This window comes from Streptomyces sp. NPDC048337, assembly GCF_043201175.1.
Lineage (GTDB): Bacteria > Actinomycetota > Actinomycetes > Streptomycetales > Streptomycetaceae > Streptomyces.
In genome coordinates, this window is sequence record NZ_JBICYR010000003.1 from 187,092 (window position 1) to 210,509 (window position 23,418).

Below are 23,418 nucleotides of genomic sequence, written 5' to 3' on the forward strand. Positions count from 1 at the left end.
TTCGGGGCCCGCTCTGCGTGGGGGCGGGGGGGGGGGGGGGGGGGGGTGTTGGCGGGGGGGGGGGGGGGGGGGGGGGGGCCGGCCCCCCCCGGGGGGGGGGGGGGGCGCCCACGGCGGGCTCGCGGGTGGTGCGCCTCAAGCCAGCCACACGTTCTCGAGCTGGACCCGGCCGTAACCGGGCAGCGTGGGAAGGCCCTTGACCTTGGCGGCGGCCAGGTCGATGCCGTCGGCCATGCCCCACAGGAGGTAGCCCGAGCGCTCGTACTCGATCTGTTGCTGCGGGTCCTGCCCGCCGCCCAGCCGCACAGCCGTTTCGGGCTCGCCGAGGCGGAGCTGGCCACCGCGACGGAACGGTGCGTCCGGGCCGGTGACACGGTCCGGATGGAGGGGTTCAGCTTCCACCTGTCGGGCTACGCCCTCCAGCCGCGGGCCGACCTCGCGGCCCGCCTCGTCGACCGGTGTCTCACGGCCCGCGTCCAGGGGCTGGAGGCCTCGCGGATCAGCATCGGCGGCGGCCTGCCCATCAGCTACACCGACGCCGACAGCTGGCACGGCTTCCTCGCCGCGCAGAACAGCGGCCATTACCACGCGGGCAGGACGTTCCACACCGGGGACTTCTACCCGTACTACTCCCCCGCCGCGGGCGCCGACGCCCTGGCCGCGCTCCTGACCACCCGGCCCGAAGGCCACGGGGCGCCCCTGTCCTCGGTCCTCGGGGACGCGGGCGTCACCCTGCTGCTGGAGCCCGGCAGGGCCCTGCTCCACCAGGCCGGTGCCACGGTCTTCCGGATCCAGGGGGTCAAGGAGCGCGACGGGTACCGGATCCTGACCGTGGACGGTACGAGCCTGAGCCTGTCCGAGCAGTGGTTCAACAGCGAGTACCTGCCCGACCCGGTCCTGGTCCCCCGGGACCGCGACGCCGAGGAGGGCACGTTCCCGGCGAGCGTCGGGGCGGCCACCTGCCTGGAATCGGACATGCCGACCTGGCGGAAGATCCCGTTCCGACGCCGGCCGCGCACCGGTGACCTGCTCGTCTACCCGAACACCGCCGGCTACCAGATGGACTCCAACGAGTCCCCCTTCCACGACCTGGCCATCCCGCCCAAGATCGTCGTCGACCACACCGACCGGCCGCGCCCGCGCTGGCGCATGGACCGCCACTTCACCTGACGCACCCGCCGCTCCCCCACCCGTCTGGAGTTACCGATGTCCGGAGCCCTTCAGCGCCCCGCCGTGGTCTCCCGCGTATCCGATCTCATCGGCCGCACCCCCCTCCTGGAACTCGCCGCCACCGAGACCGGAAGCCGGCTGCTGCTGAAGCTGGAGATGTACAACCCCACCGGCACCGCGAAGATCCGTATGGCCCGGGCCATGATCGACGCCGCCGAGGCGGCCGGCGAGCTGCGCCCCGGCGGCCGGATCGTCGAATCGACCTCCGGAAACACCGGCCTCGGGCTCGCCGTCATCGCCGCCGAACGCGGCTACACCTTCACCGCCGTCGTCGACCACCACGCCTGCGCGGACAAGCTCCGCGGGATGCAGGCACTGGGCACCGAGCTGGTCTACGTCGTCGACGACGGCACGGCGGAGCTCGCCACCGCCGCCCGCGAGGAACTCGCCGAGGACATGGCCCACGGCCGGGACAACACGGTCTTCACCGAGCAGCACAACAACCCCGCCAACGACGTGGGCTACTTCCCCGTCGCGCACGAACTCCACGAGGCCCTCGACGGGAAGATCGACGTGCTCATCGGCGCCGTCGGCACCGGCGGAGCCCTCTGCGGCACCGGCAGGGAGCTGAGCAGGCTCGTGTCGGGCTTCACCGTCATAGGAGTCGAGCCCAAGGGCTCCATCGCCTTCGGCGGGCCCGCCCACGACTACCACCAGTCCGGCACGGGCACACCCGAGGGCGCCGAGATCGGCGCCCTCGTCGACTTCGACCTCATCGACGAAGGCGTCAAGGTCGGTGACGTGGAGGCCTTCGCCACCTGCCGTGCGGTCGCCCGTACCGGGCTCCTCATCGGGGGCTCCGCCGGCGGAGTCGTCCACGAGGCCCTGACCCGGCTGCCCGCCCTGCCGCCGGGCACCACCATGGTCGCCCTCGTCAACGACGGCGGGGAGAAGTACATGGACACCGTCTTCAACGACGAGTGGATGCGGGACCGCGGTCTCCTCGACGCCGAGGCCGAGCGGAACATCGACGAGCTGCTCACCAAACTGCGCGGGAACCGATGACCCCATGCTGAAGACCCTCCTCCGCGACAGCCGCGCCCTCGGCGTCCTCGCGATGCCACTGATCCTCACCCAGCTCGCCCAGGTGGCCCTGACCACCACCGACACGGTGATGATGGGGCTCCTCGGCACCACCGAACTCGCCGCCGGCGGCCTGGCCATCGTCATCTTCAACCAGCTCCGCACCATGGGCGTCGGCCTGGTCACCTCCGTCGGCAACCGGACGGCCGCCGCGGCCGCCCGCGCCGAGCGGGCAGCCGCGGACGACGACGGCCCCGGAGAAGAGACGGCGCGCGAGGAGGTCCGCGGCATAGTCCGCGCCGCCCTGGCCGTCGCCACCCTCGCCGGGACGGCCGGGGCCCTGCTGATGATCCTCATCGGCCGGGCCCTCACCGGGCTCGGCCAGGACGCCCGGGTCGTCGACCTCACCCGGACCATGCTCTTCGCACTGGCCCCCGGACTGCTGCCCTGCCTCTGGTTCCAGGCCGTCCGCCAGTTCACCGTCGGCATGCGCCGCCCCCAGGCCCTCCTGCGGATCACCATCGCCTCCGTGGCGGTCAACGCGGGCCTCAACTGGATACTGATCCACGGCACCTTCGGCCTGCCCAGCCTCGGTCTCACCGGCGTCGGCATCGCGACCTCCACCGTGTACCTGCTGTCCTTCCTCGCCCTCTACGTCTGCGCGAAGAGGGACGAGCAGCTGGCCCCGTTCCTCACCCTCGACATCACCAAGGCCGACGCGGCCACCGTCAAACGCCTCGTCGGCCTCGGAGTCCCCATCGCCGCCACCTACGGCTCGGAGGCGGGCTTCTTCTCCCTCACCGCCCTCATGGCCGGCTCCTTCGGCCCCGACGCCCTCGCCGCGCACACGGCCGTGACCAGCTCGTCTACATCGTCTTCCAGGTCGCCGTCGGCCTCTCCCACGCGGCCTCGATCAACGTCAGCCGCGAACTCGCCCTCGGCCGCCACGATGACGCCCGCCGCCTCAAGAACACCGCCCTCGCCTGCGCCGCCGCCGTCATGACCGTCGTCGGACTCCTCTACCTCACCGTCCCCCGGCTGGTCCTCGCCCCCTTCATCGACTCCGGCTCGGGGTCCGGCCAGGCCCTCACCATCGCCGCCCACCTCCTGGTCGTCACCGCCTTCCTCCAGTTCTTCGACTGCGCCCAGAACATCGGCGTCGGGCTGCTGCACGGCCTCGACGACACCAAGGGCGGTTTCCGCATCACCCTGATCGGCTACTGGGCCGTCGGACTGCCCGCCTCCTGGCTGCTCGCCTACGCCCTGAACCTCGACACCCTCGGCATCTGGCTCGGCCTCCTCACCGGCCTCGCCACCACCGCCGTCCTCCTCCTGCGCCGCTACTCCCGTTCCCTGACCCGGCACGAGCGGGCCCTCACCGCGGCCGCCTGACGAGGTGCCGAGGTCCTCCGCCCTCAGCAGCCGAAGTGCAGGTACGCGCCCCAGAGTGACGGGGTACGGGGAAACCTGTCGCGGAGCTCGCGCGTGACCCGGTGGAGGGCGCGCGCCGCGTCGCCCTCGGGCAGGCGGGTTCCCGTCGGCCCGAGGGCCCGGTAGAAGGACTCGGCGACCCGGGACGCCATGCGGTCCCCGATCTTCCACTGGGTGGCCACCACGTTCCGGAACCCCGCGATCTGGAAGCCGGCGGCGAGGTGGATGGCCTCGTCGATCAGCTGGACGTCGCCGTTGAACGCCGTCGCGCAGGCCGAGAGGTAGGCGAGGTCCGGATCGCCGACGCGCATCCCGGTCAGCTCGGTGACGGTGAACGGCGTGGTCCGGTGGTCCAGGAGCAGCAGCCGGCTCTGGGCCGGGTCCTCCATGACGGCGGCGCCGTGGCAGGCGAAGTGGGCGAGGGTGGAGCGGCCCAGCCCGCTCCGGACCCGCTCCAGGGTGGGCTCGCCGTGCGCCGGCCCGCCCTGTGGGGTGCGGTTCAGGAGCAGCTCGGGGCGGGGCAGCAGCCGGTGCACGCGCAGCGCTTCGTCCTCGGCGTACGGCAGCGGGTTCGCGTCGGGCGTGTGCGGCATGGACACGATGAGCGAGGCGGGCGCCCGCACGACGGGGACCGGGCGGCGGGCGTGGACGAGTGCCCGGAGCGTCGGCGAGTAGGAGGACACCACGCGGTCCATGACGGTCGGGGGCAAGTCCCCGGCCCCGGACCTCCCCTCGCCGTGGCGGCCGGCGGCGTGCAGGGGCAGCAGACCGAGGAGGCCGCCCGGCACCCACCAGAGCCGCGGGAGCTCCCCGGAGGCTTCGGCGGTCGGCGGCAGGGCGTTCAGCACCGGTCCTGCCACCGTGTCCCACAGCCACTCCAGGATCCCGCGGATCGTCGCCTGGGCCCGGATACGGGCGTCGGGGCCCACCTGGGGCGAGTCCGCGACGGCCAGGGCCGCGTGGAAGGCGTTGACCTGCCCCGCGACCTCCGGGAGATCGGCGCCGGGCAGCGGGATGCGCGTGATGCCGCCGTCATGGACGGCGAGCGCGTCGCCGCCGAACCGGCTGACGTTGCAGACCACGACCGGACCGGCGTCCCCGGCCCGGAGCAGGTCCTCCACCGCGGGTGGCCGCATGAAGGCGGCGAAGCCGTCCTTGCCGCGGATCTCGCCGAGGAGCTCCGCGAATTCGGCGGCCACCGACTGGCGCCCGTCGGGAGCCCCGGCCACGCCGGCGTCGAGCAGATCGCGTACCCGTACGAAGCGCAGGGCCAGCTCCGGGAAGCGCGCCTCCAGGTCACCGAGATCCCCACGGGTGTCCAGGAACTGCCCGAGCATCACCGCGCGCCCGGTCTCCAGCACTTGGAGCGCGGCTTCGAGCACGCTGCTCCCCGTCGTCCCTCGGCCGGAGTTGAGGCGCAGCCCGGCCGCGTCGCTGGCCAGGTTCCCGTAGTCCCGAAGGACGCGCTGCCGGTCGGCGATGGTCAGGCGCCGGGACGCGGCCACGGGCAGGAGCGTGACGGCCCGGCCCAGCACTTCGGCCGCCTCGTACGGGTCGTCCTCGGCCAGGAGGGCGGCGGCGCGGCGGGCGGCCGCGATGCGCGTGGCGACGGGGGCGGCCTCGATCGCGGCGGCCTCCGTGTAGGAGGCCACCGCTTCCGCCCCGGCCTCCGGGGCCTGCGCCCGTGAGGCCTCGGTGCACTGCCCCAGGACCAGCAGGGCGTAGGCCCGGTCCGGGCTGCCCGGCGGAGCGATCGCCACCGCCATGTCGGCGGCGAAGCGGGCGGTCACCACGTCGTTCGGGTCGGGATCCTCGGCATCCTGCGAGCGGGCGAGGACCAGTGACGCGAAATTCGCGAAGGGGCCCGCGCCGTTGGGGGCTCCCCAGCGCAGTCCCCCGGTGGAGCGTTCGGCCGCGTCGATGGCGCCGTCGAGGTCGGACGGGTCGGCCGTGAGGAGGTAACGGCTCCGGAGCGCGTTCGAGAGGCTGTGCTGCTGGACGCCGCGCATCACCACGTCGGGATGGACCGGCCGTCCCAGCGCCTCGATGGCCTCGTCGAGCGCCGCCCGGCTCCCGTGGAGCCGGTAGCGGTCGAACAGTGCGGTGCCGAGGCTGACCCGGCACGTGATCCAGCCGGGAGAGTTCTCCGCGCCGCAGGCCACCGCGGTCCTCGCCGCCGTGACGGCCGCGTCGAGGTCTCCCGGATCGTGGTGCCGGGCGTAGCGCGTGTGGTGGGCGTTGCTGAGGTTGGCCCACAGCGTGGGATCGTCCGGGGCCTCGGTCACCGCCTGCCGGGACAGGGCGATCGCCTCGTCCAGAGCGGCTTCCACGCCCGACCGGTCGAAGTACGAGCGGAGGGTCGTGGCCAGCCTGGACACGGCCCACGCCCTCGCGGGTCCCGGTGCCGGGAATCCTTCCATCGCCGCTCGCAGGGCCGTGATCGCGGCTTCCCAGTCGCCCGGCCGGCTGCCCCGGCCGTCCTCGGCGCGTCGGCGGAGCGCAAGCCCGAGACGCTCGGGGTGTTCCGCCGCCCCGTACAGCTCAATGGCCTCGTCCAGGTCGTCGGCCGCCCGCGTGTGTTCGTACCGCCAGGTCAGCGCGTCGGCGAGCGCGATGCGCGCCCGCGCCACGGCGTGCGATCCGCTGCCGGCCGCCGCGGACAGAGCCAGGCGCAGGGGCTCCACCTCGTCCGCGGGCGCTTCGGGCAGGTACGAACTGTAGGCGGGCGCCGTGGACTCGGGGGCCTGTGCCGATCCGTATCCCATGTCCCTCGTCAGATGGCGGAGCAACTCCCCGTGCTCCCGGCCCACTACGGCGATGTCGCCGAACCCGCCCGTGTCGAAAGCGCGCCGCTGCACCTGGAGGACCGTCACCGTGAAGAGGCGCGACAGTCGCTCCTCCCGCTTGTCCTCGTCCGTCCACGGCGTGGCGTCGTAGGCCGACTGGGCGGCCTGGACGGCGGCGTCGATGTCGTCGGGAAGGGCCGCGCGCTCGAAGCGGCGCCACAACGCGGTGGAGAGATTGGCCCGCATCAGTGCGCCCTCCGGGTGCTCGGGACCCGCCTCGCTCACGCACGCGCGGTAGGCCTCGATGGCCTCGTCCAGGTCCGTCCGCTCACCCGAGCGTTCGAACCGTTGTCGCAGCCACGAGGCGAGTTCCCTGCGTAGGGAGGCCCGCTGCGGTCCCTCCAGCGGGTTTTCCGCAACGAGCAGCCGCCTCACGCGGATCTGGAAGTCCAGGGCGGCGTCGCTGTCGAACGCGGCGAAGGCGGCTTCCCCCACGAGGTTCGCCTCCAGGAGGTACGGCACGCGGTCGCGGTGCCCGGAGGCCGTGAGGTCGACACAACGGCCGACGGCGGCCGCGGCGTCCTGGAGGTCCCCGTCCGCGCCGGGGCCGGACCTCTCGTACCTGAGGCGCAGGGTGATGGAGAGGTTGTACAGGCGCGCGGGCAGCCAGGGTTCGCCGTCCGCGGCGCAGTCCACGGCCTCACGCCCCGCGCGGACCGCCCGGTCCAGGTCGGACGGCGTCCCGGTGCGCTCGTAGCGCATGCGCAGGCACGCGCACAGGGATGCCAGGGCGGGGAGGCGATCCGGATCGAGTGCGTCCACCGCGTCGAGGACGCCTTCCAGCAGGGTCACCGACTCGTCGAGGTCCTCGGCACGGCCGCCGCCGGCCCCTGCCCGCGTGCCGAGCGCGGCCGTCAGGTCGAGGATCCGGCTGCTGCGGCCGGCGGTCCAGGGCGCCGCTGCCGCCTGCCGGGCCACCTCGACCGCGCGGTCGAGGTCCGGCGCGTGCCTGCGGGCCGCGAAGCGGTCGCGCAGGCAGGAGCCGAGGAGGACCCGGGCCGTGAGCGCGTCGGGGTCGCCGGGCGGCAGTTCGGCCGCCGCCGCCTCGAAGGCGTCGACGGCGGTGTCGAGATCGGCGGGCTTCCCGTCCAGCTCGTACGCCCGTTGGGCGGCCCGCCCCAGGTTCATCCGGCACACCGGGCGTTCGATGTGCCCGTCCGGCAGCACGCGCAGGATGTTCGCCCACGTCGTGCAGAGGAACCTGTACTCGTCGGGGCGGCCTGCCGCCGGGTCCGCGCCGAGTCGGCTCTGGTGGGCGAGGACGAGGTCGATCGCGGCATCGGCGGCCAGCAGGGCGAGGGGCTTCTCCGGGATGTCGCGGCCGCCCAGGACGGCGGGGAGCACGTACGCGACGGCGGACTGCAGTTCGCGGCGGGCCTCGGCGGTCGGGGGCGTGCCGAGCTCCACGAGGTGGCGCCGGCCCGCGTGCGTGAGTGCGAGGCTCCGGTACCAGTGGATCCGGCCGAGCAGTTCCCGGGACTCGATGGAGTCCGCCCCGTCGGTGAGGGTCCGGGCCAGGGCCCGCAGCTCGGCGGAGCGGAACTTCAGCGACCGTCTGATGTCACCCCCGGAGGCGATCAACTCCAGTCGTGTACGCAGCCTTTGGAACCGGTGTCGCGGTTCCTCCCGCGGGGAAGCCATGCAACGTGATGCTAATGAACGGGCCGGGGACACGGATAGCCACGCGCGGCGGTCGACCGGACCAGCTCCGGAGAGGACGAGGATGACGGGCGAACGCGCCGCGGCCGGATCCGAAGTCGAAGCCGTACAGGAGGCCTTGTCGTACGTCTGCACCCATCTGGACTCGCTGCGGATGCTCTTGCGGGACTGGCCCGGCGACCCGATGGCGCGCCTGCTGGAGGCGGTCCGCACGGGGACTGGTGTGGGCGACGCCCTCGACCTGGTGGACACCGCGCTGCTCGAGGCGGGCGACGCACGCGGGGTCTTCGGCCGGCGCGACCTCCCCGCTGCGGCCGGGGCGCCCGCGGGGCCCCCGAACGTCCCGGGCCTCGGTGCGGGGCACCGGGCGGAGATCGTCTTCCTCTGCCCGTCGGCGCGCTGTTCCCACTCCTGGATCCCGGATTCGACGGCGACGGCGGTGCCGCGGTGCGCGATGGACGACGTGCCGCTCCAGCCGGTGGAGCTCTGACGTGGAGGGTCTTCTCGGCGCCTTCGGCGGCAAGCTCGCCGAACGCTGGCTGTCGCTCCTGCTGCTCCCCGGGATCCTGTTCGTCGGAGTCGTTCTCGCGGCGAACACCCTCGGGTACGACCATGCGCTCGACGTCCGCCACCTCGTGGAGCGGGTCCACGACTGGCCGGCACCGGGGGTCCGGCCGCGGGCCGGCTCCCTCGCCCTGCTGCTGGGCGCCCTGCTCCTGGCCGCGGCGGCCGGCGGGCTGGCGGCCAGGGCGGTGGGCGCGGGTCTGACCCGCTTGGTCCTGGCTGCCGATTGGCGCGAGTGGCTCCCCCCGGCCCGGCACATCGCGGCGGCCCTCACCGAACGGCGTCGGAGGCGTTGGAACGCCGAAGACGCGGAGTACCTGCGGGAACGCGACCTCGCCGTGCGGGCCGCCGTACGCCGCCGAGCGGTGGCCGGCGGACCGTCCGCGGGGCCCACACCGGACCCGGCCCCCTCACCGCTGAGCGCGGCCCGACAGCGCCGCGAGCGCGTCTCCGCCGCGTGTCCCGACCGCCCGTCGTGGACGGGCGACCGGTTCCACGCGCTCGCGGCGCGGCTGCGCGAGCGGTACGCGCTGGATCTGGCCGCCGTCTGGCCGGTGTTGTGGCTCTCGCTCCCGGACAGCACCCGAGCCGAGGTCCGCGCCGCGCACGACGCCCTGGACCGCGGCTTCGCCCTGGCGGGCTGGGGCGTCCTCTACGCCGCGACCGCGGTGCTCTGGTGGCCCGGCCTGCTCCTCGGCGCCGCCGTCCTCCTCACGGCCCGGCACCGCACGAGGGCGGCGACAGCGGCCTACGTCCTCCTCCTGGAGGCCACCGTCGTGCTGCACGGCCCGGAGCTGGCCCGCACGCTGGGTGTCCAGCCGACCGCCGGCCCCCTCGACCACGACACGGGCTGGCGCCTCACCTGCATCGCCCAGGCCCACCCTCCGGTCCTCCTGGGGGCGAGGCCTCCGGCTACCGGGCCGTCGGCTTCTTCATGAGGAAGTCGCAGGTGAGGCGGGATCCGGTGACCGCTGCCCCCTCGACCGAGCTGCGGTCGTGCGTGACGGTGACGACGCGGCGGCCCCGGTCGCCCACCGCGACGTCGAGGGTGCTGCCGTGGCCCTCGACGGATCTCAGGACCGCTCCGGGGAGCGCCGCGGCCAGGGAGAGGGCCTGGCGCTCGTAGAGGGGGTCGTGGGTGATGACGGTCGGGCCGGCGGGCGGGGGCGTGCCCGGTGCGACGGCGACGGTCTGGACGACGAAGCCGTTGCGGCGCAGGGCCGCCGCGACCTCGGCGTCGTCGACCCTGGCCTGCATCGAGGAGGGGGCCTGTGCGACGAAGGCCTCGCCGGGCGGCTGGATGCGGGAGTCGCCGGTGAACGGGCGGTCGTTGCGCAGGGCGTCCCACAGGGCCCGCGAGCGGTCCTTCTCCCACACGAGGGTGGATCCGACGTTCGGCACCCGGTGGTCGAAGTCGGAGATGGGCACCGTCATGAACTCGGTCTGGCGGGCGGAGAGCCGGCCCAGGATCAGTCCGATGCGGACGAGGTCGCCGAGGTGGGTGTTCTTGTCGGTGGTGACGGACTGCAGGACGGTACGGGCGGTGTGCAGCGCCGCGGACGGGCCGGCGAACGCCTTCTCCGCGGTGAGGCGCGACAGCATCTCCACGACCAGGCGCTGCTGGCGCCGGACCCGCCCGAGGTCGCCGGAGTACGGGGCGACGTGCCGGGCGCGGGCGTAGCGCAGGGCCACGCGGCCGTCGAGCTGGTGGGTACCCGGTGCGAGGTCCAGGCCCGAGTTCTCGTCGGTCAGCGTCCTGTCGGTGCAGACCTTCGCTCCGCCGAGGCGGTTGACCGTGCTCTCGAAGCCGCTGAAGTCGGTCTGGAGGTAGTGGTCGACGTGCAGGCCGGTGGCCTGCTCGACGGTGCGCACGGTCAAGGGGCCGCCGCCGTCCGCGAAGGCCCCGTTGATCTTGCCGAGGTGGCGGGGGTGTCCGTGGGGGGCGTACTCGGTGTAGGAGTCCCTGGGGATGGACACGACGCTCGCCCGTCGCGCGTCGGCGGACAGGTGCACCAGCATCATGACGTCCGTGCAGTTGCAGCCCTTGCCGCCGACGTGGAGGCGGTTGATCTCCTCCCTGGACAGGCCCGCGCGGCTGTCGATGCCCACGAGGAGGATGTTGGTGCCACGGGAGTGGGACGGGGCCCCCGCGAGCAATTCCCTCGCGGCGGTCCCCGGGTGGGCCCACAGCTGCGAACCGGCGGTGAGCCCCGCGAGCAGGGCGGAGGCGACCAGGAGGCGACGCATGAGGGCTCCTGACACGGGTGAGGTCGGTGAGGAGTCCAGACGATATTGCGGCGGTCACCGGCGGACGGCCCGGACACGCGGGCGCGCGTCCCGTTCGGTTCGGAGGAACACCCTCACGAAGGAGGTCAGGGTCGCCGCGCCCGGTACAGGTCGCGCAACAGGGCGATCTCGGCTCCGTGGTGCAGGACTTCCTGGTTCACCCACCACACGATCTCGATGAACGGCTCGTCCGGGTCACCGCCGTGGGGATAGGTGCAGAAGCCGACGGTGTCGAGCGCGGTGTCGTCGACGCCCGAGAGCGCCTTCCGCCAGGCGGTGGCGGCGGCTTCGAAGGCGGCGACCGCACCGGCCGCGTCCCCGCTGATCGGATAGTCGTCCCGGGTGAGGGCGTGGCCGCCGGCCGTGTGTTCTGCGCGCAGGGACAACATCTCGCTCAGGTGGCTCAGTCGCCACGCGATGGTGGTGACGGGCGGCGGCCAGGGGTGCGGGTAGGACGCGGTGTCCCGTCCCCAGTCGCCGGCGGGGGCGCCGGCCAGGAGGGTCGCGCGGGGGCCCGGCCCCTCCGCCCGCCGCCGGACCGACCAGCAGTCGGGCACCGGCTCCCAGAAGTACTCCTCGTCGGTCATCGCACCGCCGACCGCCGTGTCCGTGCCGTCGCCGCTGTCCATCACCGGACCCGTCATACGGGCGGTCAGGCGCTCACGCGCGAAGTCGAACTGCTGCAGCAGCGGGGCCAGACGCGGCGCTGTCACTGACGCTCCCATGGCATGACGGACGGGTGGGCGTGCGGAGGAGGGACCTCCGACCCCCATGGTCGGCCCGCCAGCCTGTCACAACCGCCGGTTCCCCTCCTCTCATTTTCCGCCGGGACAAGCCCCGCTCCCGGAGCGGTAGTTGCCGGGCACCCCCTGGGCCGCCTCTTCGTGATCGGGTAGATTTCTAGAAACTGATTCCAATTCAAACGGGGCTGACGTGTTAGAGCTGACGGGGAGCGGAGCCGAGCCGCTGGAGGCGGAGGATCCGCGCCGGATCGGGTCGATCCCGCTGGCGGGCCGGCTCGGGGCCGGCGGCATGGGGCGGGTGTACCTCGGGGTCCACGAGGGCCGGTACGTCGCCGTCAAGCAGCTGCTGTCCTCCGTCGTCGGTGAGGACGCGGACTTCGTGCGCCGTTTCGGGCACGAACTCGACAACCTCTCCCGGCTGCCCGCGGAGGCCACCGCTCCGCTGCTTGCCAGCGACCGCACCGCGCGGCCCCCGTGGTTCGCCACCGCGTACATCCCCGGGCTCACGCTGCGCGAAGCCGTCGAGCTGCACGGCGGCCCCCTGCCCGCGCAGGCCCTGTGGCTGCTGCTGAGCAGGGCGGCGGCGGGCCTGGCCCCCGTACACGCGCTGGACATGGTGCACCGCGACCTGAAGCCGTCCAACGTCATGCTGACCCTCGACGGGCTGACCCTCATCGACTTCGGTGTCGCGCGGGCCGCCGAGCAGAGCCAGTTGACGCGGACCGGCATGGTCGTGGGCACGCCCGCCTACATGGCGCCCGAACAGGCCTCGGGCAGGCGGCGGTTGAGCGGCGCCACGGACGTGTTCGCGCTGGGCTCCGTGCTCGCGTACGCGGCGTGCGGGCAGCCGCCCTTCGGCGACGAGTCGGGGCACGGTGTGCTGTACCGCATCGTCCACGAGGAGCCCGACCTGGAACCCTTGCGGGAGCTGGACCCGGACCTGGCCGAGGTCGTCGCGTCCTGCCTCGACAAGGACCCCGAAGGCCGGCCGACCGCCGCCGAACTCCTCGAACGCGCCTCGCGGTACGGCCCGGCCAGCGGCGCGCCGTGGCCGGCGGCCATCACCGAGCGGCTGTCCGAACGGGCCGCTTTCGCCGCGGACGTACAGGAGATCGACGACTCGACGCTCCCCCTGACCGGCGGGAAGGCGGCATCGGCTCCGGCGCCGGCTCCGGAGAAGGACCCCGAGCCCGGGCCTGCGCCCGAGGCCGGGCTCCGTACGGCACCGGCCGAGCGGCCGGGACGCAGCCGCCGTGCCCGTATCTTCCTCGCCGTCGTCCCCGTCGTCGTGGTCGCGGGTGGCACGACACTCGCGATCCAGCACCTGCCGTACGCCTCTTCGCCGCAGGCGAAGGGGCAGGCCGGCCCGTCCGCCTCGGTCGCGGCACCGGGCGGCGCCCCGGCGCCGTCCACGGCGGGCGGCAGCCCTTCGGGGGCGGCGTCGCCGGGGGAATCGCCGATCCAGGGCAAGCCGGAGGAGAACGCCGCGAACCAGGGTCAGGGCGGGCCGGGCGGCGCCCCGGCCGCCGGAGGCGCCGGGACCGGGCCGGGCACCGGTACCGGACCGGGTACGAGCACAGGTACCGGTACCGGTACCGGCACGGGCGCCGGCACCCCGAGCGGCGCGGGCGGCACGGGCCCCTCCGGCGGCAGCGGAACGTCCACGGCCCCCAAGCCCCCCACCACTCCGCCCGCCTCGGGCACGTACCGCTACAGCAACGGCAACAACGGCAAGTGCATCGTCCAGGTCTACGGCGCCTCGGACTACCGCGACTGCGGGGACCCGACCGCGCGCTGGACCGTACAGAGCGCGTCGGACGGCAGCTTCAAGCTCGTCAACCAGCAGACGCACCAGTGCCTGTACTCCAACGGCCTCGGCCAGGCCGTCTTCGTGGGCGACTGCGCCCAGGACGTCGGCCGGCTGTGGCGTACGGGCTCGGGCGGCAGCCTCCGCAGCGACTACGGCGGCGGCTGCCTCGACCTGGGCATGGCCAGCGGCCTGATCACGAAGACGTGCGGCGGGGAGGCCTCGCAGCGCTGGACCAGGCAGGCCTGACCGTCGGGACGGCCACCGGCCACTCCGCCGCGCCCTGTTCGATGGGCGAGTGCGGTCCGGTGGCCGGCCGGAGTGTTCCCGCCGGGGGCCGCCGGGCGGCTCCTGTCGCGTGCCGTGCACGGGTGGCCGCACGGGTTCCAGGTCGCGCTGACCGTCGTCGAACTGGTCATTCCGCCGCTGTACTTCCGGCCCGCGGACGCCGATGAGAAGGCCCACCGGGCGGCCCGGACCGAGGCCCCGGGCCCGGCCTGAAGCCGCTGCCAATGCGGTGAATCCGGCGGCCGGCCGGGGTGGGGGCCTTGGGGCCGGGCGGTTCGCTCGGCATGCTGGGGGCATGCCGACCATGGACCCAGAGATCGCGGCGTTGCTGGCGGAGTTCGGGGTGGCCGGGCCTGAGCCCTCCGAACCCCAGTCGGTGGCGGAGATGCGGGCGGGGAACCGAGCCCTGTCGCTGGCCGTCGCGCCCAGCCCGCCCCTCGACGTCGGCTCGGTCGCCGACCAGCGGCTGGTGGGGGTCCCGGTACGGGTGTACCGGCCGCACGCGGAAGGCCCGGCGCCCACCGTGGTCTTCTTCCACGGCGGCGGGTTCGTCGTCGGGGACCTGGACACGCACGACGGGGTGTGCAGGCGGCTGTGCCGGGATCTCGGGGCCGTCGTCGTGAGCGTCGGCTACCGGCTGGCGCCCGAGTTCCCCTTCCCGGCCGCGTTCGACGACTGCGCGTCCGTGGCCACCCACGTCGAGGACCACCTCGGCGACTTCGGCGGCGGGGTGCTGGGACTGGCGGGCGACAGCGCGGGCGGGAACCTGGCCGCCGGGGTGGCGCTGGCCTTCCGCGACGAAGGGCGGCCGCTGGCCGCCCAGTTGCTGGCCTACCCGGCCACCGACCTCAGCCCCGGCCGCGCGCACGCCTCGCTCGCGGAGAACGCCACCGGGAACCTGCTGACCACGGCCGAGGTCGAACGGGACATCGCCATGTACCTCGGCGAGGACTCCGCGGCCGGCGGGCGCGTCCCGGTCTCCCCGCTGCTCGCCACCGACCACGCGGGCCTCGCACCGGCTGTCATCGGCTGCGGCGACTGCGACCCGCTGCGCGACGAGGGGCTGGCGTACGCGGAGGCCCTGGCCGCCGCCGGTGTCCGGGTGCACCAGCACCTCTACCCCGGGCTGATCCACGGCTTCCTCGGCTTCGACAGCAGATCGAGCGCGGCCGACGCCGCGGTGACCGAGATGATCGCCGAATTCGGCGCCCTGCTGCGCGGCTAGCGCCTACGCCGGGCCGGCCACCGCCATGAGGGCCTGCCGGGCCTGCGAGGCCGAGCGGACGGCTGCGGCCGCTTCCTGGGAATCGCTACGGGCGGCCGGCGGCCAGCTGGTCGCCGAGGGGGCTGCGGCGGTACAGGACCTGGCGGCCCTGGCGGGCGCGGGTGACCAGGCCGGCGGCGTACAGGACGCGCAGGTGTTGGGAGACGGCGCTGGGGGTGACCCGTAGGCGGCGGGCGAGTTCGATCGTGGCCAGGGGTTCCGCGAGCAGGCCCAGCAGCCGGGCCCTGGGGGCACCGAGGAGCGGAACGAGGGCCGACGCGCCCTTCGGGTCGGAGGCGTCCGGGGAGGGTTCCGGGCCCCAGAGCGTCGCCACGCCGCGGCTCGGGTAGAGCACGTGGGGCGGTTCCTCCGGGCCGACCGGCGGCGCGGGCTTGTGGGCGAACACGGAGGGCACGAGCAGCAGCCCCCGGCCGGAGGCCTTCGCGTGGAAGGTGCCGATGGTCCGGTGGATGCGCAGGACCCCCCGGGAGCCGTCGTCCTCCCAGGTCACCCGGGGGTGGATGTCGGCGAAGAGCAGCCGGGTGCCGCCCCGGGCCAGTTGCCGTGCCCGGTAGGTCATGTCGGCCTCGGCCACCAGCCGGATCTGCGGCCAGACCGGCTGGACGGCGATCTCCCAGTACCGGTACAGGAGTTCGCAGAGGCTGTCGCGGAGCGCGGTGACGGGCGCGGCCCCCGCGGCGGTCGCCGCGCGCAGGGGCTCGGGGAGCGTATCCGGTGCGTGCGCGGCCAGCAGATCCCGGCGTACCAGGTCGGGCGGGGAGCGGCGGACGACGGCCAGTTCCTCCTCGAAGGCGGGCTCGAAGGACGGCGGCCGGGGGGTCAGGAAGTCCGGGAGGGTGAGCCGGTCCGCCACCAGGGACATCAACAGGCCGGTGTCCAGACCGCCGAGCCGGGCCAGCACGGACCTGCGCCACGGCAGGTGCAGCGCGGACAGGCCCGGATCGCGCAGCACCCGCAGGCTCAGCATGGTCTCGCCCAGGGGCGAGAGGGCGAAGCGCGTGTGCGCGAGGTCCTCGACACCGAGCTCGAAGCTGATCATTAAGCCATACGCTACATCAATTGGCAGGGTGTGGCCGGTGCCGTGGACTTCTCTCCATGACTTCCCCAACTCCTTTTCCGGACCTCCCCCCTGAGGTGTCCGGATGAGCCGCCGACTGGTGTCGATCCTCGCCGTGACCTGCGCGGTCGCCGTGGGCAACCTCTACTTCCCGCAGGCCATCGGCCCCCTGATCGCCACCGGGCTGGACGTCCCGGCCGACGCGGCCGCCCTGGTGGTGACCGCCACGCAGATCGGCTACACCGCCGGGATGGTCCTGCTGGTGCCGCTCGGCGACCGGATCCGGCACCGCTCGCTCCTGGTCGTCATGCTCTCCCTGACCTCGCTGGCCCTGCTGGGCGCGGGCTGCGCCCCCTCCCTGCCGCCGCTGGTCGCCGCGAGCGCCCTGGTCGGGCTGACCACGGTGGCCGCACAGATCATCGGCCCGATGGTGGCCGGCCTGGTGGCGCCCGACCGCCGGGGCCTGGCGATCGGCACGCTGCTGAGCGGATCCACCGGGGGCATGCTGCTGGCCCGTACGTTCAGCGGGACGCTCGGCGAATGGCTGGGCTGGCGCGCCCCCTACCTGGTGGCCTCGGTCGTGGCCCTCGTCCTGGCGGTGGTCATGGCGTACGCGGTGCCGGCCGCCACCCCGGCCGCCGCCCGCGAACCGTACGCCCGCTTCCTGACCGAACCGCTGCGCCTGCTGCGTTCCGAGCCCGAGCTGCGCCGCTCCTGCCTCTACCAGGCCGCCGCCTTCGGCGGGTTCTCTGCCGCCTGGACCAGCCTGGCCCTCCTGTTGACCGGCCCGGCATACCGGCTGGGGGCCGAGGCCATCGGGCTGCTGGCCCTCGTCGGCGGGGCCACCATGCTGTGCACCCCGCTCGCCGGGCGCCTGGTGGACCGCCACGGGCCGGGCCCGGTGAACTTGGTTTCGCTGCTCGGGATCCTCGCCTCGGCCGCGGTCCTCGTGGTGGGCGGCGTCGGCGGTGCGGTGGGCCTGGCGGCGCTGACCGCGGGCACCCTGCTGCTGGACGTCGCCATGCAGTCGGGCATGGTCGCCAACCAGGCGCGGGTCTACGCCCTGCGCCCGGACGCCCGCAGCCGGCTCAACACCGCCTACATGACCTGCGCGTACCTGGGCGGAACCGCCGGATCCTGGCTCGGCGTCCGCGCCCACACGGCGTTCGGCTGGCCGGCGGTGTGCGCGCTGATCGCCCTGCTCGCGGCGGCCGCTCTGGTCCGCCACCTGTTCCCGCGCCACCGGCCTTTCCTTAGCGGAACGTTAGATCTGGCTGCCCGACCTTGTCCGTCCGTGGCGGCGCACGCATGCTCTGGGGGACTTCCCCAGCGCGGGGGGCTGGGGAAGTACTCCTCTCGCATCAGGGATTTCCGTCTGGAGCCGCCATGTCCTCGTCCGTCGTCATGCCCGAAACGCCACCCGGGGACGAGCGAAAGAAGCGCCGTCTCGCCCTGATCGGCGGGTCGCTCGGCAATCTCGTCGAATGGTACGACTGGTTCGTCTACGCCAGCTTCGCGATCTACTTCGCCGACTCCTTCTTCCCCGGCGACAACCCGACCACGCAGCTGATGAACACGGCGGGGATCTTCGCGGTCGGCTTCCTGATGCGCCCCGTCGGCGGATGGATCCTCGGCCGCGCCGCCGACCGGCACGGCCGCAAGAGCGCGCTCACGCTGACCGTCACCATGATGTCGGTCGCCGCCCTGCTGATCGCCGTCGCCCCGACCTACGGACAGGCCGGCTACTTCGGCGCCCTCGTACTGCTCCTCGCGCGGCTCCTCCAGGGGTTGAGCATCGGCGGCGAGTACGCGGCCAGCGCCACCTACCTCACCGAGGCGTCGGCCCGCGACCGGCGCGGACTGGGCTCGTCGTTCCAGTACGTGTCGATGACCTGCGGCCAGCTGCTCGGCCTCGGCATCCTGATCACGCTCCAGCACACGCTCAGCACCGCCCAGTTGAGCAGCTGGGGCTGGCGCATCCCCTTCGTCTTCGGCGCGCTGTTCGCGGTGGTCGTCTTCTGGCTGCGGCGGAGGCTGCAGGAGACCGACGCGTTCAAGGAGCAGTCCTCGGGCGAGGACGCCCACGACGACGGCACGCGCGGCACGCTGAAGGCCCTGTGGGAGCACCGGCGGCAGGCCGGCCTGGTCATGGCGCTCACCCTCGGCGGCACCGTGGCCTACTACACGTACACCACGTACCTCACCAAGTACCTGGTCGGCAGCGCGGGCATGGCGAAGACGACGGCGACACTCGTCAGCTTCACCGCCCTCGCCCTCTTCGCCGTGCTCCAGCCCTTCGCCGGAATGCTGTCCGACCGGATCGGGCGGCGTCCCCTGCTGATCACCTTCGCCGTGGGCTGCACCGTCGGGACGTATCCGATCATGACCGCCCTCGGGTCGGCCTCCTCGTACTGGTCCGCGCTGGGGCTGTCCCTGCTGGCCCTGGTGATCGTCACCGGCTACACCTCGATCAACGCGGCGGTCAAGGCCGAGCTGTTCCCGACCCGTGTGCGGGCCCTGGGCGTGGCGCTGCCGTACGCGATCGCCAACGCGCTCTTCGGGGGCACGGCGGAGTACGTGGCGCTGTGGTTCAAGGACAGCGGCCACGAGCGGATGTTCTTCTGGTACGTCTCCGGGTGCGCGCTGGTCTCCCTCGTCACCTACGTCCTGATGCCGGACACCCGCAACGCCGCGCTCAGCCGCGCGGAGGCCGACGCCGACGCCGACGCCGCCACCGGCGAGGGCCGGCCGGCTGCGGCCGCCTCCCCGGCCGCGCGCTGATCCGCGCCGGTAACCTGTCCCTCGGTACGGGTCGGGTTCAGGTTGAGGGTCAGGTCGCGAGGAGGCTGCCGGTGCACGCGCTTCTCGTCGAGGACGACGACCGCATGGCCCAGGCGCTCAGTACCGCCCTCGCCCAGCGCGGGCACACCGTCCGCCGGGTGGCCCGGGCCCTGGACGCCCTGCGGTACGTCCGCGAGGCCGAGTTCGTCCTGCTGGATCTGGGCCTGCCCGACCTGGACGGGATCGAGCTGCTGCGGCGGCTGCGGACCGTCTGTGACGCGCCGCTGATCGTGGTGACCGCGCGCTGCGAGGAGCGCGACATCGTGCAGGGGCTGCGGGCCGGCGCCGACGACTACGTCGTCAAGCCGTTCCGGATGGCCGAGTTGATGGCCCGTATCGATTCCGTACGGCGCCGGACAGGCCGGACGGACACGCCGTCCGGCCGGTCCGGCGCCGCCCCCTCCGAACCCGGCCAGCGGACTCCCGTACGCACCGGGGACGTCGAGGTCGATCTGGCGGGCCGTACGGTCACCGTGGCGGGCGACGAAGTCCGGTTGACCCGCCGCGAGTTCGACGTCCTCGCCTTTCTGGCCGCCCGCCCGGACGAGGTGCATTCCCGCGAGGAGATCCTGGACCGGATCTGGGGTGACGCCTTCCTCGCCGCCTCCCGCTCCCTGGACGTCCACGTGGCGGGCATCCGCGCCAAGACCGGGCGCTCCGGGCTGGTGCGCACCGTCCGCGGGTTCGGCTACCAGCTGGGCTGCCCCGCCCCGCGCGAGGACCGGGACGGCGCCCCGTGAGACGCCGGCTCCTCGCCGTGCTGATGGTCCTCATGGGGGCCGCGGCGCTGCTGCTCTGCCTCCCGCTGGCCGACGCGTACGCGCGGGGGCGGACCGAGCACCTGCTGCTCCAGCGGCGCTCGGAGGCCGTACGGTTCGCCGATCTCGCCGAGCGGATGCGCACCGACGCGGACCGGTCGGAGCTGACCGCCGAGATCGGCCGGTACGCCCAGCTGTACGGGGCCGGGGTGGTCGTGGTCGACACGGCGGGCACGACGGTCGCGCGGGCCGGAACGGGGCCCGACGCCCACCCCGCCTCGAAGACCGCCTCGAAGACCGCCTCCGAAGCAGCGGACTCGCTCCGCCGGGCCCTCACCGGCCGCTCCACCGACCGGCTGCCCACCGTGCGCCCCTGGGGCCCGTCGACCGTGGTGCTCGCCGAGCCGGTGGGCCGGGACGAGCGGGTCAGCGGGGCCGTCCTGATGGCCGTACCCACCGACGCCGCCCGCCGGGACGTGACGGTCCGCTGGTCGCTCATCGCCGCCGGGGCGCTGGCCGCCTTCGCGGCGGCGGCCCTGGTCGCGGCGGGGATCTCGCGCTGGCTGATGCGCCCGCTCCTCGACCTGGACCGGGCGGTGGAGGGGCTGACGGCCGGCAGCCTCCAGACGCGGGCCGTCTCCGGCACCGGACCGCCGGAACTGCGCCATCTGCGGCAGCACTTCAACACCATGGCGGAGGCCGTGTCCGACTCCATCGGCCGCCAGCGCGACTTCGTCGCCGACGCCTCCCACCAGCTGCGCAACCCGCTGGCCACCCTGGTGCTCCAGCTGGAGAACGTGGAGCCGTACGTCGCCCCCGGACCGGGCCGGGCCGAGCACACCCGGGCCCTGGACGAGGCGGAGCGCCTGGAGGAGCTGCTCGACGGCCTGCTGGCCCTGGCGCGGGTGGAGTCGGGCACGGCGGAGCCGAAGGAGCAGGACGTGTCGCGGGCGGTGCGGGAGCGGGTGAAGGCCTGGACCCCGGTCTTCCTCGACGCCGGCCTGGAGCTGGAGCCGACGGGGGCCGGCGCGGCGGAGCACGAGCTGCGGGTGCGCGCACTGCCCGACGCGGCGGGCCGGATCCTGGACGCGCTCCTCGACAACGCCGTCAAGTTCGTGCCGCGCGGCGGCCGTGTCGAGGTGAGCGCCAGGCGCGGCGCGGACGGGTGGGCCGTCGTGCGGGTCGCCGATGACGGTCCCGGCGTACGCGAGGACCAACTGGGGCTGCTGCTACGGCGTTTCGCGCGCTCCCCCGAGCACCAGAACGTGCGCGGCAGCGGGCTGGGGCTGGCCATCGCCGACGAGATCGCCCGGATCAGCGGCGGCCTGCTCGACGTCGCCGCCAACTCCCCTCACGGCCTGGTCGTCGAGCTCCGGCTGCCGCTCTCGTACGGGCGCGCTCAGCCGTACACCGACCGGTAGTACGCGGCCGCGCCCGGATGGAGCGGCACCTTTCCGGTCGAGATGGCGAAGCGGGGCTCCAGGCGCGCACCGGCCGTCACCCCCCGCAGCAGGTCGCGCCAGCGGTCGAACACCACTTGGAGCAGCGCGCGTAGGGCGCCGGCCGGTACGTCGTCCCGGGCCAGGAGGTAGTTGCCGACCCCGATGGTTCCCACCGGCTCCGTGAGCCCGTACACCCCGGCCGGAAGGGTGACCGCCGTGTAGACGGGGCCGTGGCGTTCGCGGAGCGCGCCGACGTAGCCGTCCAGTGGCACGAAGCGCAGCGGCAGCTCGCCCGCCAGCCCGGACAGCGCCGGTGTGGGCACGCCGCCCGACCAGAACAGGGCGTCGACCGTGCCCTCGCGCAGGGCCTGTACGGATGCGGCGAGGCCCAGTTGGCGCTCGTCCGCCGGTGCGGGGCCGCCGCTGAGGCCGGCCGCCCGCAGTACCCGTGCGGCGACCACCTGCACGCCGGATCCGGCCGCGCCGGCCGCGACCGGACGGCCGGCGAGATCGGTCGTCGACCGCACCGGGCCGGCCGCCGGGGCGAGGAGGTGCGTGTAGTTCACGTAGACCCGGGCCAGCGCCGTCACGGCGGCCGGCCGGGAGAACGGCTCGCGGCCCAGTACCGCGTCCTCGGCGACGTCCGCCATGGCCAGGGCCAGCTCGACGGAGCCGTCGGCCAGCTTCCGCAGGTTGTTCACGCTGGCGGCGGTGCTCACCGGAACGATCTCCAGCCGGTGGCCGCTCGCGGCGACGGCCTGCGCCAGGGCCTGCCCGAAGGCGTTGTACGGGCCGCCCTCCGGGCCGGTCGCCAGCCGCAGGCGCCACACCGGGCCGGAGTCGGCCGAGCATCCGGCCAGCGCCGCGGCGGCCGCGCCGACGGCGCCGACGGCGCCGAGTCCGGCGCCCAGCGCCCGTCGGCGGCTCACCCCCGTGCCAGCCACGGTCACTCGTAGCGGCGGAGCAGCGATTCGCGCTCCTGCTCGCGGATCTGCTCCAGTGTCAGGCCGGGCAGGTTCAGGTGGGAGAGGGTGACCTCGGCGGAGCTCGGGACGGCGTCCTCGGCGAGCCACCGCTCCGGCTTCCAGGCGTTGCCCCGCAGGAGGGCCTTCGGGCAGTGCTGGTAGGCCTCCTCGACCTCCACGACGATGGCGCTGCGCGGCGGCTTGCCGACCGGCTGGAGCTGCTCCAGCAGGCGCGCGTCGCTGGAGACGCACGCCTTGCCGTTCACGCGCAGGGTCGTCGCCCGGCCGGGGATGACGAAGATCAGACCGGCCCGGCCCGTCTCGACGATGTTGTGGGAGCTGTCCAGCCGCTTGTTGCCGGTGGCGTCGGGGATGGCGAGGGTGAACTCGTCCAGGACGGAGACGAATCCGGCGGGACCGCCCCGGGGGGTCACGTCACAGCTGCCGTCGGCGCCGGCGGTGGCGACGAAGACCAGCGAGGAGCGTCCGATGACGGCGCGGGCGACCTCGTGGATGCGGTCCACGGCCTTGCGGCGGACCAGCTCGCTGGGGTCCTCGTAAAGTGCGCGCAGCTCGGCCGTGGTCTGGACGGCGGTGGACTGCAGGGCGTCGAATATGCGGCCGTTCGGCAGCGGGGTGGCTGTCACGTGCACGCAATCTATACGACGGCCGCGGCGGGGTTCAGGGGGCGGTCGGGCGGTGATACTGACGTGGCGAGGCCGCCCGGGGGTCTTGGGGGGGCGGTCGGAGGGGGTTGGCCATGGCGTCCGGGGACTACGGCAAGACGGCCCGCAAGGTGGTGGCCCTGCTGGCGGAGGATCCGGATGCTCCGTCTCCGGTTGCCCGCAGGCTGAGGGAGCTGCTCCTCGAACGGCTGCCGACCGAGCGGCGGGAGGACCTGCTCGCCTTTGAACGCGAACCTTTCGCGCCGGATCGGGCCGATGCCCTCGCAGCGGCCCTGATGGAACTGCCGGAGGCGGATCCGGAGACGGCGGCGGGGGTCGCGGCGCTGGCGCGGGGGTACCTCGGAGGCAGTGCGGAGGACACGGAGTGGGCGGAGCGGTTCGGCGGACGGCCCATCCCGGCCGGGGTCTTCCTGCTCCTACCGGCCCTCGCGTTCTTCATCCTCACCGTGATCGCGGCCTTCTCCGGCCCGCCGCCCGACATGCCGTGAACCGTGCGGTGGGCGTCCC

19 protein-coding genes and 1 pseudogene are annotated in these 23,418 nt (G+C 74.0%); 13 read left to right on the forward strand and 7 right to left on the reverse strand.

The annotated features are described in order from the left end of the window. Positions 1–135: 135 nt before the first annotated feature. Positions 136–402, reverse strand: coding sequence for a hypothetical protein (locus tag ACGFYU_RS06585; RefSeq protein WP_393826422.1), 267 nt, complete (start codon positions 400–402; stop codon positions 136–138). Here ACGFYU_RS06585 and ACGFYU_RS06590 point away from each other — a divergent pair. From ACGFYU_RS06590 to ACGFYU_RS06600, 3 genes and pseudogenes are all read left to right on the forward strand, one after another. Then, positions 382–1,170 carry a hypothetical protein gene (locus ACGFYU_RS06590; RefSeq protein WP_393826147.1) on the forward strand — a complete coding sequence of 263 codons (789 nt, stop codon included), beginning with the start codon at positions 382–384 and terminating at the stop codon, positions 1,168–1,170. The genes ACGFYU_RS06585 and ACGFYU_RS06590 overlap by 21 nt on opposite strands. A 36-nt stretch (positions 1,171–1,206) precedes the next feature. Next, positions 1,207–2,235, forward strand: coding sequence for a cysteine synthase family protein (locus tag ACGFYU_RS06595; protein WP_393826148.1), 1,029 nt, complete (start codon positions 1,207–1,209; stop codon positions 2,233–2,235). Positions 2,236–2,239: 4 nt separating this feature from the next. Further along, a pseudogene (locus ACGFYU_RS06600) lies at positions 2,240–3,645 on the forward strand (MATE family efflux transporter). Positions 3,646–3,668: 23 nt separating this feature from the next. Here the strand turns inward: ACGFYU_RS06600 and ACGFYU_RS06605 are convergent. After that, positions 3,669–8,111, reverse strand: a complete 4,443-nt coding sequence (locus ACGFYU_RS06605) for a CHAT domain-containing protein (protein ID WP_393826149.1) — start codon at positions 8,109–8,111, stop codon at positions 3,669–3,671. Between the two features lie 142 nt (positions 8,112–8,253). On the opposite strand from ACGFYU_RS06605, the gene ACGFYU_RS06610 reads away from it, so the two are divergent. Then, on the forward strand, positions 8,254–8,679 hold the full coding sequence (locus tag ACGFYU_RS06610) for a hypothetical protein (RefSeq protein WP_393826150.1): 426 nt from the start codon (positions 8,254–8,256) through the stop codon (positions 8,677–8,679). Position 8,680: 1 nt separating this feature from the next. Then, positions 8,681–9,691, forward strand: a complete 1,011-nt coding sequence (locus ACGFYU_RS06615; RefSeq protein WP_393826151.1) for a hypothetical protein — start codon at positions 8,681–8,683, stop codon at positions 9,689–9,691. On the opposite strand, the gene ACGFYU_RS06620 is transcribed toward ACGFYU_RS06615, so the two are convergent. Beyond that, positions 9,666–11,000, reverse strand: a complete 1,335-nt coding sequence (locus ACGFYU_RS06620) for an LCP family protein (protein ID WP_393826152.1) — start codon at positions 10,998–11,000, stop codon at positions 9,666–9,668. The two genes, ACGFYU_RS06615 and ACGFYU_RS06620, sit on opposite strands and share 26 nt — an antisense overlap. A gap of 125 nt (positions 11,001–11,125) precedes the next feature. Further along, positions 11,126–11,752, reverse strand: a complete 627-nt coding sequence (locus tag ACGFYU_RS06625; RefSeq protein ID WP_393826153.1) for a DinB family protein — start codon at positions 11,750–11,752, stop codon at positions 11,126–11,128. A 220-nt stretch (positions 11,753–11,972) separates the two neighbouring features. On the opposite strand from ACGFYU_RS06625, the gene ACGFYU_RS06630 reads away from it, so the two are divergent. The 3 genes from ACGFYU_RS06630 to ACGFYU_RS06640 all read left to right on the forward strand — a co-directional run bounded on the left by ACGFYU_RS06630 (position 11,973) and on the right by ACGFYU_RS06640 (position 15,102). Next, positions 11,973–13,838 (forward strand): protein kinase, encoded by a 1,866-nt coding sequence (locus ACGFYU_RS06630; protein WP_393826154.1) that lies wholly within the window; start codon positions 11,973–11,975, stop codon positions 13,836–13,838. A gap of 72 nt (positions 13,839–13,910) precedes the next feature. Continuing rightward, a complete protein-coding gene (locus ACGFYU_RS06635) occupies positions 13,911–14,090 on the forward strand; it encodes a DUF4345 domain-containing protein (protein WP_393826155.1) in 180 nt (59 codons plus the stop codon). 82 nt (positions 14,091–14,172) lie between these two features. Next, the gene (locus ACGFYU_RS06640) at positions 14,173–15,102 is read left to right on the forward strand and encodes an alpha/beta hydrolase (protein ID WP_393826156.1); all 930 of its coding nucleotides are present in this window, start codon (positions 14,173–14,175) and stop codon (positions 15,100–15,102) included. 85 nt (positions 15,103–15,187) lie between these two features. Here ACGFYU_RS06640 and ACGFYU_RS06645 read toward each other — a convergent pair whose 3' ends face one another. After that, positions 15,188–16,201 carry an ArsR/SmtB family transcription factor gene (locus ACGFYU_RS06645; protein WP_393826157.1) on the reverse strand — a complete coding sequence of 338 codons (1,014 nt, stop codon included), beginning with the start codon at positions 16,199–16,201 and terminating at the stop codon, positions 15,188–15,190. A 103-nt stretch (positions 16,202–16,304) separates the two neighbouring features. Between ACGFYU_RS06645 and ACGFYU_RS06650 the strand changes: the two genes are divergently transcribed. The 4 genes from ACGFYU_RS06650 (at position 16,305) to ACGFYU_RS06665 (ending at position 21,239) form a co-directional block, all read left to right on the forward strand. Then, complete coding sequence (locus ACGFYU_RS06650) at positions 16,305–17,675, forward strand: MFS transporter (RefSeq protein ID WP_393826158.1); 1,371 nt, start codon at positions 16,305–16,307, stop codon at positions 17,673–17,675. Further along, the gene (locus ACGFYU_RS06655) at positions 17,624–19,000 is read left to right on the forward strand and encodes an MFS transporter (RefSeq protein ID WP_393826408.1); all 1,377 of its coding nucleotides are present in this window, start codon (positions 17,624–17,626) and stop codon (positions 18,998–19,000) included. The genes ACGFYU_RS06650 and ACGFYU_RS06655 overlap by 52 nt, the downstream gene beginning before the upstream one ends. A 71-nt stretch (positions 19,001–19,071) precedes the next feature. Beyond that, positions 19,072–19,800 carry a response regulator transcription factor gene (locus ACGFYU_RS06660; RefSeq protein WP_393826159.1) on the forward strand — a complete coding sequence of 243 codons (729 nt, stop codon included), beginning with the start codon at positions 19,072–19,074 and terminating at the stop codon, positions 19,798–19,800. Next, the gene (locus ACGFYU_RS06665) at positions 19,797–21,239 is read left to right on the forward strand and encodes an ATP-binding protein (protein ID WP_393826160.1); all 1,443 of its coding nucleotides are present in this window, start codon (positions 19,797–19,799) and stop codon (positions 21,237–21,239) included. The genes ACGFYU_RS06660 and ACGFYU_RS06665 overlap by 4 nt, the downstream gene beginning before the upstream one ends. Here ACGFYU_RS06665 and ACGFYU_RS06670 read toward each other — a convergent pair. Together ACGFYU_RS06670 and ACGFYU_RS06675 are read right to left on the reverse strand one after the other, a co-directional pair. Then, positions 21,218–22,189 (reverse strand): TAXI family TRAP transporter solute-binding subunit, encoded by a 972-nt coding sequence (locus tag ACGFYU_RS06670; RefSeq protein WP_393826161.1) that lies wholly within the window; start codon positions 22,187–22,189, stop codon positions 21,218–21,220. The genes ACGFYU_RS06665 and ACGFYU_RS06670 overlap by 22 nt on opposite strands. 17 nt (positions 22,190–22,206) lie before the next feature. Next, the gene (locus ACGFYU_RS06675; RefSeq protein ID WP_393826162.1) at positions 22,207–22,872 is read right to left on the reverse strand and encodes an MSMEG_1061 family FMN-dependent PPOX-type flavoprotein; all 666 of its coding nucleotides are present in this window, start codon (positions 22,870–22,872) and stop codon (positions 22,207–22,209) included. A gap of 113 nt (positions 22,873–22,985) precedes the next feature. On the opposite strand from ACGFYU_RS06675, the gene ACGFYU_RS06680 reads away from it, so the two are divergent. Then, entirely contained in the window at positions 22,986–23,399 is a 414-nt protein-coding gene (locus ACGFYU_RS06680; RefSeq protein WP_393826163.1) for a hypothetical protein, read from the forward strand. Positions 23,400–23,418: the final 19 nt, after the last annotated feature.

What these genes read in the sequence shown, in the direction of transcription:
- ACGFYU_RS06590 (WP_393826147.1), top strand. Translation starts at nt 382, where the DNA reads ATGGAGGGGTTCAGCTTCCACCTGTCGGGCTACGCCCTCCAGCCGCGG.
- ACGFYU_RS06595 (WP_393826148.1), top strand. Translation starts at nt 1,207, where the DNA reads ATGTCCGGAGCCCTTCAGCGCCCCGCCGTGGTCTCCCGCGTATCCGAT.
- ACGFYU_RS06610 (WP_393826150.1), top strand. Translation starts at nt 8,254, where the DNA reads ATGACGGGCGAACGCGCCGCGGCCGGATCCGAAGTCGAAGCCGTACAG.
- ACGFYU_RS06620 (WP_393826152.1), bottom strand. Translation starts at nt 11,000, where the DNA reads ATGCGTCGCCTCCTGGTCGCCTCCGCCCTGCTCGCGGGGCTCACCGCC.
- ACGFYU_RS06640 (WP_393826156.1), top strand. Translation starts at nt 14,173, where the DNA reads ATGCCGACCATGGACCCAGAGATCGCGGCGTTGCTGGCGGAGTTCGGG.
- ACGFYU_RS06645 (WP_393826157.1), bottom strand. Translation starts at nt 16,201, where the DNA reads ATGATCAGCTTCGAGCTCGGTGTCGAGGACCTCGCGCACACGCGCTTC.
- ACGFYU_RS06650 (WP_393826158.1), top strand. Translation starts at nt 16,305, where the DNA reads ATGAGCCGCCGACTGGTGTCGATCCTCGCCGTGACCTGCGCGGTCGCC.
- ACGFYU_RS06655 (WP_393826408.1), top strand. Translation starts at nt 17,624, where the DNA reads ATGCCCGAAACGCCACCCGGGGACGAGCGAAAGAAGCGCCGTCTCGCC.
- ACGFYU_RS06680 (WP_393826163.1), top strand. Translation starts at nt 22,986, where the DNA reads ATGGCGTCCGGGGACTACGGCAAGACGGCCCGCAAGGTGGTGGCCCTG.